Below are 13,522 nucleotides of genomic sequence, written 5' to 3' on the forward strand. Positions count from 1 at the left end.
AGGTTCGCGCCGCGCCCTGGTGCGCCCCACCGGCCCGAGGCTCGGCTGCCGCGCTGCTGGTGCCCTCCACCGCGCCCGAGGTTCGCGCCGCGCTGTGTCTGCCGCTGCGCGTAGCAGCCGTCGCGCCCTGGCGCCGTACTCGAGCACTCATGAGCCGCGCCGAATCCCGGCACACTTCAGAGGCCCGGATTGCCGCGCAACCGGGGCGCCAGGTCTGCGCCCCTGCCCCCAGGGCGCAGCGTCGGACGGAGTGGCCCCGAGCCATCGGCAGCCGAAGTTCGGGCGCGGTGGCGCGCAACAGGGCATGACAGCCGAGCCTCGGGCTGGTGGAGGGCACCAGAAGCACGGCGGGCCCCTCGGGGGGCAGGGGGCCAGAGGACGGCAGCCGAGGCTCGGGCGCGGTGGAGGGCCCCACCGTGGGCACACCTGGCCCCTCCCGCTCAAGTCGGGTTGCCCTGCTAACCCCCGCAGTCGGGTGGGGCTTCCCCCCCGTTGGCCCCGCATGTTACCTGGGGTTCATCCATTCCGGTAAACAGAAGGTTTAGCCGCCCTCCCGCTGTCCTCACCCCGAGGTGTCCATGCCGAACGCCCCCCATGCGTGCCGGATAGGGGCCCGTGTTGCCCGCGCCCAGCCCCGTCCGCTCCCGTCCGCCTTGCTGGCCGTGCTGCTGCTGTGTCCCGTGGCCTGCGCCAGTGGCCAACACCCCGAGGTGTTCCGCGCCATGCGGGACGCGCTCGCGGAGCTGGACGACTTCGGCGCGCTGCTGCTGGAGGCCGGACTACCGGCAGACACTCTGCCCACCGGCCCGGAGTTGACGCCAGAGGAGGCCATACGGCTGCGGGTCTCCTTCGGCCTGTACCCGTCCACCTCGCGCACCTTCGGCCCGAGGCTCGTTGCCGAGGTRCTGCTGCGGGAAGTCATCGCGGGCGGCGCTCCYGTCATGCGCTCCGCCCTGGACGCTCGCCTGCTGCACTACCAACACCTGCGGGTSATGGGCCCTGATGGTTTCCTCTCCGCCGCCCTCACCGGCAMCCCCGCGCAGTGCGTSGGCCCGGTGGAGGTGAGMAACGGCGTCCTGCGSGCGGGCGAATTCGAGGTGGGTGGCTTCTACTCGCCCGATGGAAACGGCGGCTGGGTACACGTCGTCTTTCGTCCCGCTGGCGAGCGCACCCCGTAACCCGTACCCGAAGACTTCCCAAAGACAGGAGTTTCCCATGCCCTCRACGCCAAGAGAAACGCCCCGGCGCGACAGTCCYCGCCGCTACGCCGTCAAATCGGAAGACTACCGTTTCACCTTCGAGGCGGGCGAATACCGTTACGAGGTGACGGARCCGCTTGTACTCCATCCCTACTACGACACGCTTTTCATCGCATGGCGTCGGCTCCTCTCGGGCGGGCCGCGTCACATGGTCGARCTCAAGAAGGTGAACATGGTCCCCGGRCGCGACGCACGCGCCAGCGCACGGGAAGAGGTTCGCCTTGCMTCGCTGCTGCGTCACCCCAAGATTGCCCGCGTCCATGACTTCATCGTCAACAAGGGGATTCCCTATGTCGTCATGGAGCACATGAAGGGCTGTTTCCTCCTCACCGTCACACATGCGGCGGCGCTCGTGGAGAAGAGGCTTTCCCCTGCCTTCGCCGTCTACGTTGCCGCCGAGGTGGCGGACGCGCTCGAATACGCRCACAACGCCGAGGATGARACCGGGGCGCCGCTCCGGCTCGTACACCGGGCCGTGGGGCCCCTGCGYATCCGGCTTGGGGCGGATGGCCGCGTCAAGCTGTGCAACCTCGGAGCGGCCTATTCCGAGCTGGCCGGACGCATGGTCACCCCCCGCGACCTRCTGAGAGGAGATCCRGCCTATATCGCCCCGGAACTGCTGCGCTCCATGTGGGCAGCCCTCGAAAGCAAGACGGACCCACTCACCCCGAGGGAGCTTGACGGCAGGGCGGACATTTTCTCCCTCGGGTTGGTMCTGCTGGAGATGCTGACGGCGAAATATCCGCTTGACCCGCTCGGACTGGTGCCGAGCCGTCCGGCGACGCRCTTTCCCCAGGGCCTGCGCGCCGAGCGGCCGACATGGGTGGAGCTTGAGGTTTTGTTTAATCGCGTCCTCAGCTTCGGGCCCGAGGAGATWGAGCGCCAAGCGGATTTGGTCCCCGAGCCTTTGCGGAAAATCCTGGGCAAGGCACTACAGCCCAACCCGGAGAAYCGCTACAGCACTGCCGCCGAGATGCGCGATGACTTGCGTTTCTATCTTCGCGCGTCCGGGGCCTCCAGCTTCGGACGGCTCGAAGTGGCGGCGGAGCGGAAAGCGATTCTGAACGAGGCGGCCGAGCGCAAGCTGCTGGCGGCGCAGACAGTCGAAAGAGGCGTCCTCCCCAACCCGGAAGAGTTCCTGGACAATGGGTAGACATACCAAGCCCCCCGCCGCTGTCGCTGACACTCGACAGCCGACCGAGGGCCCCAAAACTCCGCCGAAGCTGGCGAAACACATGGGAGAAGTCGCGCGGAATGCCCGCAAGCAGGCAAGGCTGACGCAGGCGGACGTGGCCGAGCGGGTTGGGCTTGCTACGGAGGTTTATGGCCGCCTGGAGCGCGGCGGAATGCTTCCGAGCGTGCCCACCCTGCTAAAGCTGTGCTTTGTCCTCCGGGCGGATGCCAACGCGCTGCTAGGGATTACCTCCGGCTCGCTGCCGGTACTGGTGGACGAGCCGAAGCAGGGGAAAGAGGAAGAGGCCCCCCCCCGGGTTCGGCAAGTGCTCCGCCACTTGCGGCGGCTGACGCCTACCCAGCTCAATGCCATTGGACACGTTGCGAGCACCTTCGCCAAGTCAAACACGGCCCCATCAGACGGAAGGGACGAATGCGTACAGGACCAGAGCACATGACCCCCGAGGAGTTGATGACCACCATCGGACCTCTCGCCCGAGAGGCCCGGGAACGGCTGAAGATGAATCAAGCCGAGGCTGCGCGTGCGGCTGGGATTTCGGCTGTTGTCTATGGGAAGATTGAACGCGGGTTGATGCTGCCCGCCGTTCCCACACTGCGAAAGATAACCCTGGCGCTCGGCATTTCGTCGGACGTGCTGCTGGGCATCAGTCCGAAAGAAGTAGCGCGGACGATGAACGAGCCCGCGCCCGAGGTGCCACTGAGCCCCGAGCTTCGCAAGCTGACGCGCACCCTGCGGGCATGGCCTGACGAAAAGGTCCGCTTCCTGGCCCGTATGGCAAAGCTGCTGGACTCGCCTTCCGTGCGGGTGGAGTTCTTGAAGGACTCCGAGAAGGAGTCCGAGCCCGAGGACTAGGCGCCGCTTGAGCGATGGGGTTGGAGCGTGGGTAGGGGGCGGCCGTGCCCTGCGTGGCCGCATTCGGGAAGGGTGTACCCATCGCCCCGGCTCCAGCCTCCAACCGGGCGGGCATCCGCGCGACTGCACCAACCACACCCGCAGGGTTCTGCTAGAGTGGAGAACCTTCGGAGGCTCCTGGCTTGGTCATCCACCTTCCCCAGAAAGGCGCCAAGATTGGCGCTTATGAAGTCATCGAGCAACTTGGCCAGGGCGGCGGCGGCCACGTCTACAAGGCCGAGCGCGGCGGGCGCAATTACGCCGTCAAGGTCCTGGCTACCCTGGACGTGGACGGCTGGACGCGGCGCGAGGTCACAGCCCTTGTCAATCTTCCACTCGATAACGTGGTGCGCTTTGTTGGCTATGACAAGTGGCCGGATGCCGAGACGGGTTGTCCCTGCATCATCATGGAGTTTGTCTCGGGGTTGACCCTCGATTTCTACGTGCTSCGCCACAATCCGTCCACCCGGCGGGCRCTYACAATCTTTTTGAAGATCGCCCGGGCGCTTCGGGAAGTCTTCCGGCTCGGGGTRCTGCATCGGGACATCAAGGARTCCAACATCATCATTCGCTCACATGATGGCGAGCCGATAYTGATAGATTTTGGCTTCAGCTCCGTGGCTGGCATGCCCACCGTGACAGACGCGGGAAGGYTGCCACCGGGAACGCCAGAGTACCGGAGCCCCGAGGCCATGCGCTTTCTCGCGGGCATGACGGAAGAGGATTCTTATACATATAGCCTCTCGGACGAACTGTGGGCGYTGGGGGTGACTCTGTACTGGYTGCTTACGGACGTGCTGCCGTTTGGMAATCGAAGGGAGCCGGGGCTYAATGCTCGCATCCGCTTGGACTCCCCGCCGCATCCTTGYGTCGYCAATCCGCGACTGCCCGAATCGGTCAGCCGCTTGTGTCTGCGCATGCTGGAGAAGGACCCGCAGTCACGCTTTCAAAGCCATGACGAGATATGTGGCGCCGTTGAGGCCCTGTTGTCTGCACATGAGGGGGATGCTGGCTGGGATGTGCCGTTGATTGATCCGGAGTCCCCAAACCGTGTGACAACAGTGGGGGGACCGAACGCGGACAAGCCGAAGAATGAGCAAGAGAAGGAGGTAGCCCAGTGGATAGGCGAGAAGCCCCGGCGGGGGCTTTGGAGGGAGGGCGATGCACTCCAGCCACCCGCGCCGGGCAAGCTGCTACCGCCCGTGGGKTTCCTGGAAGGGCAAGCGCGGGCCTTGCCCGACGTGCCCGCCGTGGACGYAGCCCCTGSGGAGGTGCAGGAGGACGCAGGCGCCGCACCGCCCCGGRGGGAGCCCGCAGGGCCGGTGGGTGGCGCAGCCGCGCCCCCGGTGCAGGGGCGGGCCGAAGCTCGGGCACCGCCCGCCCGCCGGGGGGCCTCGGGCGTGCGCCGTTGGGTGTTGGGGGCGGGGCCCTTCCCCACGGGGCGCCTACTGCTGGACTTGCTCAAGCGGCCCCCGCTGGTCCTGGTGGCGGTGCTCGCCCTGGTGGCGCTTGTGGTGGGCTCCGTGGGCGCGTGGCGCTCGGAAGCTCCGCCCGCTCCGCTGGCAGGGAAGACGGCGCCCCCACGTAGCGCGTCTGCCGGGAGTCGGCAGACGGAAGGGGCAGCACCCATCCGCGAAGTGGCGCAGCCGCACAACCCAGCCGAAGCTAACGCGGGCGCGGCGCCCGTGAGGGCCCAACCCCCCGCGCCCCCTCCTAACACCATGCCTCGCAAACCAGACACGACGAAAAAGCCGGACGACGCACCCAAGCACCAGCCGCAACGCGCGGGCAGACTCCCCTCCTTGAAGAAGGCCGCCGCTGTGGGTGCTACCTGTGCGCTGCTTGAGGGATGCACCGGCGGCACGGCACCCCAGGTGCGCCCCACGCCCACGCCCGCGCCCGCCGAGTGCCCCGCCGATTGGCGGGAGGTACACCAAAGGCTAGTCATTAACTCCGGGGCAAACGTCGTGCTGCAAGGCTACGAGGGGGTGAATACCGAGAGGGCCCCCGTGCGGGAGGGCCCCGTTACCGTGGTGCTAAGCGGGTTCGGCATGGGCGAACTGCCCCGGGGCGCTTTGCTTTCGGGGACGTGGCAGCTTGGGCAAGGCCGCTTCTTTGGCACCTTCACCCGGGCGCAGATTCCAGGCGGAGACACCTACCCCGTTTGTCTCGTCATTGGCAGGGACGCGCCGACAGACGTTTGCCCCGAAGGGCTGGGGGAGTGCCCCGCGCCCGAGAGCAGGCCGGGCAATGTGAAAACCTTCACTCGCTTTTGGGTGTTCCCCAAGGGCTACGATTTTTAGCCAACACCGCCCGGTAGCGTTGGTGCGGTGTGACATAGGGCGCCGCCGCGCCGTTGCGGTTAACACGGGCCCGCAGGTTGTCTGACGCGGGCCCGCTTGCATTCTGGAGGTTGAATTCTCGTGCTGCCCCCGTCCCCTGGCGCCCTCCTGGCGCTCGCCCTCCTCGCTGGCGCCGCGCAGGCCGCCGAGGCGCCCCCCAGCCCGCGCTGCGCGGCTACCCCCCGCGTTGACGTGGCGCCGGACTCCACGCGGCAGGCGTCCGAGGTGTGTGTCAGCCCGGACGAGACGACAACGTTTGTGTTTGACTCCCGCCTTGCGACAGGGGCGGTGGAGGTTCAGCCAGAGGGCCGCCTTGCGGATTGGACCCCGGGCAAAGAGGGCCTGACTCTCCATGTCATTCCCAGGGGGGATTTTCTGCCAGGCGAGAGGGTCAAGGTAATAGTGCGCTTTGAGGATGGCGCGGCCCCGGCAAGCGCAACCTTCTGGCTGGTGGGCCACGTGGCAAGGGGGGCGCGGCGCGTGGAAGTGTTCCGCCAGCCGCGCCCGGCGGACGTGCTCCAGAAAGAGAAGGACGAAGCACAGGCCGAAGCCCGCCAATGCCAGGAGGACAAGGTGCGGCTTCTGGCCGAGCGCAAGGAGCCCGGCGGGCTCATGGGCGCCGCATGGCTGGAGCGCGAAAAGGCGGTTGAATCGCGAGACATTTGGAAGGACTTGAAGCACGATCCGGCCAACGCACTCTGGACAGAGGCGGCCCGAAGCTACACCCAGCGTCAAGGAAAAACCCACCCGGGAGGCATGGCGGTAAGGCTTCAACTCGCAAACCCTGGCGCCGAGCCCTGGACAGCGGCGGGGGCGGTGTTGAAGGACTCGACGGGCGCGGAGGTGGCGCTATCCGCGTGGCAAGCGTCGGCCATTGATCCCGGTGCCCTGGGCTCTGTCGTGGTGGGCGCGGAGAGGGAGCCGGGGCAACTCGCTTGCCCCTGCTCCCTCAAACTGTGGGAAGCGCAAGGGCCCCGTACCGTCAGCCTTGAGAACGTCACCTTCCCGTTTGGTGAGCAAGCGGGTAAGCAAGGCGCGGCGCGCGAGTAGTGCCGCCGCCCCATCCAGCCCGAGAGAAATCCAACCTACCCGATTGGTTTGCAGCACCGCACCAGACCCGGCGGCTTGACCTAGCTGTCCGCCGCTTTCTGTAATCAACGGGTTTGGGCTTCAACTCGGGCGGCTCGCCCGGAGAGGTGCGGCAATGTCTTGGCGTTCTGTCGATACTCGCCCCGTGGACACACGGCGGACCCTTCGCGCGGGTGCGCTGGCGCTGGCGGCGTTGATGCTGGTGACAGCGTGCGCCACGGAACCCCCCATGGGTGGAGGGTTGACGGCTTCTCGCTACCGGTCGCGCGTGCCGCACGACTCGCCCGAAACGCGAGCGCTGGAGTCAGAAGCCGAGGACGAGGGCCAGCAGGGAGAGGCTTTCTTTGCCAAGCTGCCCACGGACTTCGCGCCTGTGCAGGTAAGCGACGCTGAGTTTTCGACGGCCATGACAACGCTTTGGCTCAACATTCCGCTTTGGGTGGCCGCGTCTCGCCCCCCGTTGTATGTGGGCCGTAGGCTGGCTTTGGCTTCCGCGCCCCTGAGTGGCGAAACGTGGCAATCAGACCTGGCCCGTTCCTATGGGCAATTTTGCGAGCGGTGCGGCACTCCAGGGGATTGCCTGACGCTGTTTGAAGACGGGTCCCGCTTCCAGGATGACGACAAGCGCAGCCTTGCACTTGCCCTGGCGGTTGGGCCCGCCCTGGAAGGCGTCAACGCGGAAGTGCGGGCCATGCTCGATCCTACGCGAATGCTCGCGATGATCAGCATCAGCATCACGGTTTATATGGCGCTGCTGTTGGCACCAGTGCCCGAGCCGATATCAAAGGGCGCGGCCCTGGTGTTTAGCGCCGCCTTGTGGGGTTATCTCGGTTATGAATTCTTCGACTTGCTGCGGGCCTATGCGCAGCTCTACGAAGATGCACCCCGAGCCTCCACCTTTGCGGAACTGCGCGAGATTGGCGAGCGCTTCGGGCGTGTCATCGGTCCCAACAGTGTGCGGATACTCGTCATCGTCGGGACGGCGGCCATTGGTGAAACGGTGGCCCTTACTTCCAAGGCCCCGAAGCTCCCCGGATTCACGCAAGCTTCGGAGAGAGTCGCGGCTCGTACCGGGTTGGGCCTGCTGGAGACGGCAACCGGAGCCGAGCGACTTATTGTCTCTGTGCCAGAGGGGACGATCCGCGTGGTGTTGGCGCCTCATGCCGTGGCCATGGCTGCCCGAGGCGTTGCCGCTGGAACTCCTGCGCCGAGTCGGGGAAAGCTCCTTCCCAACGGACACAGGGCGTGGGGGTCGTTTGGTGGCTTCAAGTCGGCAATGGGGCCAGCGGGCCCGGGAAAGCAATGGCATCACATTGTGGAGAAGACACCGGGCAATGTGAAGCGGTTTGGAGACGAGGCCCTTCACAACACCGAAAACATCACAGCGCTCAACGAGGGGCTACACACCGACGTGAGCGCCTTCTACTCGTCGATTCGAGAAGGAATCACCGGCTCCAACATCCTGACGATTCGGAAATGGCTTGGCACTCAGTCATACGAAGCCCAGCGTCAGTTCGGACTCAAGGCAATTGAAAACATCAGGAGAGGAATTTGGAAAGTCAGGTAAAACAGCTAGAAGAACTGACGGAACAATTTGCCCACCACACAGCAGAACAGACGGACGCAATCTTCCGAGGTGATGCCAGAACCGGAAACAGGCACGCGAAGCAGCGGATCGCCACGTTCAAGAAGTTGCGCGCTCACGGGAACGCGGGGAGGGATGCGCTCGCCATGTTGCTCATGCACCCGCGAATGGACGTACGAGGCATGGCGGCGGTCTACCTGCTGCGCTATCGGACGGCGGAAGCCAAGGCCGTCTTACTGGAGATCGCAAAAGGTGAAGGACTGGCCGCTTTTGAAGCTTCGGAGGCCCTGAAACGCTGGGAAGAGGGCACTTGGGCACTAGATCCAGCCGAGGATGCTGCGGGGCTGCCAGAAGCACCCCGCCCGGCACCGCCCAGCAAGCGCAGCCGACCACGCACGGAGCGCGCCGCGAGTGACAGACTGAGGAGGAGCAAGCGGGACAAACCGGGTGGTTGAGCTTGAGATGCGCGTGCCAGGGCCCGGGCAGGCGAAGCTCGGGCCGGTGGAGGCACCAGGGCAGCCCGGCAGCCACTGCGGGCACCTCGGGCCCGGTGGAGGCCACCAGGGCACGGCAGCCGATGCTCGGGCCGGGTGGACGCCACCAGAGCAGCACGGTGGGCACCTCGGCCGATGAGAGGCCACCGGGGCCGGGCAGCCGAAGTTCGGGCCCGGGTGGAGGCACCAGGGCGGCCCGGCAGCCACGTCGGGCACCTCGGGCCCGGTGGCGGCCACCAGAGCCGAGCAGCCGAAGCTCGGGCCATGGGGGCACAGAACCTAAGGGCAGTTGATCATGAACGGGCTGCGCGAGAGCCCAGCAGGGGCAGCTCGGGCCTTTGGCGGCCCGGCAGCCACACGGCGGACACCTCGGAAGTTTGGGGCAACTAGAATGCAGCGGCCAATGCTACCCGCAGCCGCTCAGGAGAAGCATTTAGGGCGATTCTTCGACAGTCACTCCCTGCAATCACTACACGATGTGAAGAACCGAGCCATCCATAAATTCAATTGAGATCACCTTCCAGCGTCCGATCCGTTCATTGAACAGGAGGCGAATACGGCTAGTGACCTTTCCCTCGTCCATCTGCCGAATGGCAGCCTCATTGGCAAGCTGCAACCCATCGTCGAGAACATCGCGGGAAAAGGCTTGCTCCTCATGTTGTCGTGCAGGAACGAAGATGATCTGCACTGCATCGCCAGAAGGTAGTCTGGCCATCTGCATGAAGTCGGTGGAGGCGCCCTTCTTCCACCAGCACTCGCGCAGCTTGTCGAACTGCCGGCTGAGATGAGGCCAGACAACCTGCTTATAGGTCTGATCCCAGATTGGCGTGAGTATCAATGTCATGAGACCGACGAGTAGGCTCACCGCGTTCGGCGACAGTTCCTTCTTCAACCACTTCCCAACCAAAACAGGCTCGTCTTGATTCAGGATTTCGTCGAGGAGGCCATGCTTATAAGCGGGAAACGGAACGAAGTGTCCGAAATGAGGCACGTCTGCGTTCCGCGCGACTGATACGGTAGCCGACCAGCTAAACCCTTTGAGATCTGGGTTTGCGTTTACATCGTCTTCATTGATCTCCACGTCGGCCAGGATAGCCCACTCTCCAGGCACGTCCGGGTGAGGCGCTACCCGTTGATTCGTAATGAAACCGACCGATGGAAGTCCGAGGTTGTGCCGTTGATGCAACGGGACACGCTGAGGCATGCCTGAAACAAGCTGTTCCAAGAACTCCTTGTCGTATCGTTCCCCCTGCCTGTCTTCCGTTGTGCTTGCTAATACCTGCCCAATAATCTTTTTCGACATTGCCTTTCCTTTGAATGGGTAATGGGGGGTCAATTCAGGATAGGCCAATAATGTTCTCGTTGCAGCTATTTTGAGGGGAGCAAGCGAGCAAGGGGGCAATCGGCAAGGGAGCAAGCAGAGGAGCAAGGAGGCTAAGGGGTTTGGTTGAGAGCTTGAGCAAGACCAATTTCCGTCCGGTAGCCGTTCCTCGTCCAAGTCTGATGGCCGCCCTTTTAGCGCCATGGCGGGCATTTTCGGCCGTGAGGCCCAGGTGCCCGACAGCCGAACCCCGGGCAAGTAGCTGCCACGGCGCGGCGACCCTCAGCCGAGTAACAAGATGCCCGAGGCTCGGGTTGGTCGAGGCCACGAAGGGCAGCCCGGCAGCCACGATCGCCTCGGGCCGGGTGGAGGACACCGAGGGGGCAGGCAGGGGTAACGCTAGCCGGTCGAGGCCACGAAGGGCAGCCCGGCAGCCACGATCGCCTCGGGCCCGGTGGAGGCCACCAGGGCACGGCAGCCGAAGCGTAAATGCTCGCCCTGCACCATGGTGATGGGGTGGCCACCGATCATGGGCCCACAGCCGGGCAGCTCCGCTCCACTCGAAGTGGGGATGAAGTGCGCGGGACTCTGACGCGGTGTCCGTCTGGCGTGTTCCACCAGCATGGCAGGCTGCTCCCTCTCCTCTTCCCCTAGGGCACGGCGATCAGCCACCTGATTTTCTCAGTTATTGCGCCAGCTTAGCCGGTTCCCCGACTTAGGAAGAATCGTGCCTGCCTGCTCGGTGCCGCCTCTTCCCACAGTGAAGAATTTGCAGGTATTTTCGCCGTTTCCACCCCAGACAGGGAGACAGGGAGGCAATGTGGGCATCTTGAAGGACAAGTTGATCGAGGATCAGGAGGCGGGCGAGTGCCCGGAGTGCGGTACGCAGTGCGAGGCCAACGACGACATGGAATCGTACTGTCCAGAGTGTGACATCAGCTACGAAAAGCATTGCTCAGGCTGCGGAAGCCCCACCAACGACGAGCGCGCCGTGTGCAGCAGTTGCGTCGAACGCGCCATGGGCAACGACTGAGGTAAGTGTTCGCCGTCCCCCGTCGTGACAGGGTGTCCACCAGACGGGGCACGGCGAACAGATACGCCGAAGCTCGGGCCGTGTAGAGGCCCGGCATTAGTAGGCTACGGCATCGGCGCCAGAAGCTGGGACGAGGGGCGAAGGGCCTGCCACTTATCGCCCGGCGAGGGGTCCAAGGGGACCAAAAAAGGACCAAATCGAACGGACGCGCCTGGACTCGCCCGGACAGATGGGCGCCCCATTTTCAGAGGGAAACGGGGGGTGTGCCTCTGGTCCCGAGTGGAGGCGACTCCGCCCTTAGCGGCTTCGATTCCCGCCGCCTCCATGCCTCGCAGCTATCTGGGGGCCATCCCTCCCCTCCTCCTCACCCATCAGATGCGCGGCAGGAGTCTGGGCGCTAGTCTCGCCGCCGCTCCACGCGCCGCTTGATGCGGCTGTAACCGCCCAGGCTCGGGCGCATGACGAAGTTCCAAAGCGTCGCCGTCCACGATTGGTGCGACAGCAGACCGTCGTAAAACTCCGGCGCCATCGCGCGTAGCTTCGGCAGGCGCGAGCCAGGAACGTAGGGGAAGTCGTGGTGCTCGTTGTGGTAGCCGACATTGAACGCGAGCACGTTGAGCGGCCCGTAGTACGAGTAGGTCTCCTGCCCTTCGCGGAAGACGTAGTGCTCCGAGATGTAGTGTCCGGCAATCGGATGTAGCCCCATGACGATCAGCGAACTGATCGGCAGATAGGCAAGCGCTTTGACGCCCCAAAAATGGAACACGGCCACGTTGAACGCGACCTGCACGAGCAGGTTCGTGATCTCGGAAGCCCCCGGCTTCTTTGGATGCACGAACAGCGGGCGGAGCGCGTAGGCAAAGCCTTGGCAAGAGAGCCAGAGCAGTTTGCTCGCGCGATTGCGCAGCAGGCGCGCCTCGAACTCCGTCGGGATATCCGTGTCGAGCCGCTCGTCACCCTGATGGATGTGATGGCGCAGGTGGTAGTAGCGAAACGTTTCTGCGACCGGCACACCCACGGGCAGATTGATGAAGACGCCGAATACGCGATTGTGCCAGGGCTTGCGAAACGCGAGATTGTGAGAGAGCTCGTGAATGGCCAGGAGTAACGCCTGGTTGATCACTCCGCCCACCGCATAGGCGACCAGAACAATCAGCCACCAGGGCGCGTCACGCAGCAGGAAGGCGAGCGAGAGTTGCAGCCCGACGAGCAGCGTGCAGACGTACTTCGTGCGCGAGCACGGGCCGTAGAGTTCCTTGATCTCGGGATGCGTGCGAAGCATCTCGAGCCGCCGCGCGGCATGCGGTTCGTCCGCGCTGGACCAGATGAAGCCATTGGACATGGCGCCAACGGTACCTCAGCACAAGGGGGATGGGCACACATGCCGTGCTGTGCGCTCGGGTGCGCTACCTCCGCCCCCCCTTGCGGCGCATAAGAGAAATAGGGGCAGGGTTGAGGGCAGGGGGATGGGGCAGAGAGGAGGGGGAAGGCAGCAGACGGGAGCCGAAAAGAAGTGAGCCATGCCAGTGCACGCAGAGTGAGGCCGCCTTGAGGCACACGTCGGCTCCGGCCGTCCTGCCAGCAGGGGCAGAGCTAGCGGAGGCCTCTGACATGGCCTGCTTCACCCAGGTCACCCTCCGCGCCTCGTCGAGCGCTCCGGGCGTCAGGTGCGGGAGTGGCCCGGGGGAGGCACGACGAGCGCGGTGAGGAGGGTCTGGGCGAGCCAGGTCTCGTACTCATCGGGTGTGAAGCCACCTTCGAGCACGAGGAGCCGGTAGATGTCGCGGCTGGTATACATCCACAACAGGCGGCGGGCCTTCTCGAGGGTGAGGCCTGCCTGGGCCTTGCCCGCCTCGAAGAGGTGACGGACGCGCGCTTCCTGGAGCGTGAAGCGCTTCTCCTCGAGCGTGGCCTCGAGGCGCCGGAGCGCGAGCGAGAAGCTGGAGGCCCCCCGGAGGAGTCCGAGCTCGGCGGCTTCGCCCTCGTAGATGCTGCGCGCCACGGACGCCGTCATTCGAATCTGAGCCACGGGATCCGCTTCCGCGTCGAGTTGCGCGCTCGCGGCCTTGTAGCCCTGCCCGAAGAGCGCCTCCTGGAACAGGGCCTGGAGGAGGCCTTCCTTCGATTTGAACAAGGCGTAGACCGACGAACCCGAGACGCCCGCGCGCTCGGCGATCTGCGCGATGGTCACCGCATCGATTCCGCGGCGCGCGAAGAGCGTCTTCGCCGCATCGAGGACGCGAGACCGGGTGGCGGCCGCGGCCTCGTCCCGCTTGGGCGACGCGTAAACACGTTTGCGTCGAGTTGCCATAT

At 65.1% G+C, this 13,522-nt stretch carries 13 protein-coding genes; 9 read left to right on the forward strand and 4 right to left on the reverse strand.

The features are described 5' to 3' along the window. Window positions 1–578 precede the first annotated feature (578 nt). From BO221_RS19145 to BO221_RS19180, 8 genes are all read left to right on the forward strand, one after another. On the forward strand, window positions 579–1,178 hold the full coding sequence (locus BO221_RS19145) for a hypothetical protein (RefSeq protein WP_143195549.1): 600 nt from the start codon (window positions 579–581) through the stop codon (window positions 1,176–1,178). Window positions 1,179–1,215: 37 nt separating this feature from the next. Further along, window positions 1,216–2,412, forward strand: coding sequence for a serine/threonine-protein kinase (locus BO221_RS19150; protein WP_073561934.1), 1,197 nt, complete (start codon window positions 1,216–1,218; stop codon window positions 2,410–2,412). Between the two features lie 82 nt (window positions 2,413–2,494). After that, window positions 2,495–2,890, forward strand: coding sequence for a helix-turn-helix domain-containing protein (locus BO221_RS19155; protein ID WP_083681190.1), 396 nt, complete (start codon window positions 2,495–2,497; stop codon window positions 2,888–2,890). Beyond that, window positions 2,866–3,306, forward strand: coding sequence for a helix-turn-helix domain-containing protein (locus tag BO221_RS19160; protein ID WP_083681191.1), 441 nt, complete (start codon window positions 2,866–2,868; stop codon window positions 3,304–3,306). The genes BO221_RS19155 and BO221_RS19160 overlap by 25 nt, the downstream gene beginning before the upstream one ends. Window positions 3,307–3,488: 182 nt before the next feature. Next, window positions 3,489–5,648, forward strand: a complete 2,160-nt coding sequence (locus BO221_RS57625; RefSeq protein WP_073561937.1) for a serine/threonine protein kinase — start codon at window positions 3,489–3,491, stop codon at window positions 5,646–5,648. Between the two features lie 120 nt (window positions 5,649–5,768). Continuing rightward, window positions 5,769–6,737 (forward strand): DUF2381 family protein, encoded by a 969-nt coding sequence (locus BO221_RS19170; protein WP_073561938.1) that lies wholly within the window; start codon window positions 5,769–5,771, stop codon window positions 6,735–6,737. 280 nt (window positions 6,738–7,017) lie between these two features. Beyond that, window positions 7,018–8,343 (forward strand): hypothetical protein, encoded by a 1,326-nt coding sequence (locus BO221_RS53825; protein ID WP_233166152.1) that lies wholly within the window; start codon window positions 7,018–7,020, stop codon window positions 8,341–8,343. Then, a complete protein-coding gene (locus tag BO221_RS19180) occupies window positions 8,328–8,816 on the forward strand; it encodes a DUF2019 domain-containing protein (protein WP_073561940.1) in 489 nt (162 codons plus the stop codon). Before BO221_RS53825 ends, BO221_RS19180 begins: the two co-directional genes overlap by 16 nt. Window positions 8,817–9,324: 508 nt before the next feature. Here BO221_RS19180 and BO221_RS53830 read toward each other — a convergent pair. Then, window positions 9,325–10,158, reverse strand: coding sequence for a hypothetical protein (locus BO221_RS53830; RefSeq protein WP_143195551.1), 834 nt, complete (start codon window positions 10,156–10,158; stop codon window positions 9,325–9,327). A 417-nt stretch (window positions 10,159–10,575) separates the two neighbouring features. After that, entirely contained in the window at window positions 10,576–10,800 is a 225-nt protein-coding gene (locus BO221_RS19190) for a hypothetical protein (protein ID WP_073561942.1), read from the reverse strand. Between the two features lie 205 nt (window positions 10,801–11,005). On the opposite strand from BO221_RS19190, the gene BO221_RS19195 reads away from it, so the two are divergent. Then, window positions 11,006–11,209, forward strand: a complete 204-nt coding sequence (locus BO221_RS19195; RefSeq protein WP_143195552.1) for a hypothetical protein — start codon at window positions 11,006–11,008, stop codon at window positions 11,207–11,209. 397 nt (window positions 11,210–11,606) lie between these two features. On the opposite strand, the gene BO221_RS19200 is transcribed toward BO221_RS19195, so the two are convergent. Together BO221_RS19200 and BO221_RS19205 are read right to left on the reverse strand one after the other, a co-directional pair. Next, window positions 11,607–12,551 carry a fatty acid desaturase gene (locus tag BO221_RS19200; protein WP_073561944.1) on the reverse strand — a complete coding sequence of 315 codons (945 nt, stop codon included), beginning with the start codon at window positions 12,549–12,551 and terminating at the stop codon, window positions 11,607–11,609. 321 nt (window positions 12,552–12,872) lie between these two features. After that, complete coding sequence (locus tag BO221_RS19205; protein WP_073561945.1) at window positions 12,873–13,520, reverse strand: TetR/AcrR family transcriptional regulator; 648 nt, start codon at window positions 13,518–13,520, stop codon at window positions 12,873–12,875. Window positions 13,521–13,522 lie beyond the last annotated feature (2 nt).

Origin of the sequence: Archangium sp. Cb G35, from assembly GCF_001896145.1 — a bacterium.
Classification (GTDB): Bacteria; Myxococcota; Myxococcia; order Myxococcales; family Myxococcaceae; genus Archangium; species Archangium violaceum.

What these genes read in the sequence shown, in the direction of transcription:
- BO221_RS19155 (WP_083681190.1), top strand. Translation starts at nt 2,495, where the DNA reads ATGGGAGAAGTCGCGCGGAATGCCCGCAAGCAGGCAAGGCTGACGCAG.
- BO221_RS19160 (WP_083681191.1), top strand. Translation starts at nt 2,866, where the DNA reads ATGCGTACAGGACCAGAGCACATGACCCCCGAGGAGTTGATGACCACC.
- BO221_RS53830 (WP_143195551.1), bottom strand. Translation starts at nt 10,158, where the DNA reads ATGTCGAAAAAGATTATTGGGCAGGTATTAGCAAGCACAACGGAAGAC.
- BO221_RS19190 (WP_073561942.1), bottom strand. Translation starts at nt 10,800, where the DNA reads ATGCTGGTGGAACACGCCAGACGGACACCGCGTCAGAGTCCCGCGCAC.
- BO221_RS19200 (WP_073561944.1), bottom strand. Translation starts at nt 12,551, where the DNA reads ATGTCCAATGGCTTCATCTGGTCCAGCGCGGACGAACCGCATGCCGCG.
- BO221_RS19205 (WP_073561945.1), bottom strand. Translation starts at nt 13,520, where the DNA reads ATGGCAACTCGACGCAAACGTGTTTACGCGTCGCCCAAGCGGGACGAG.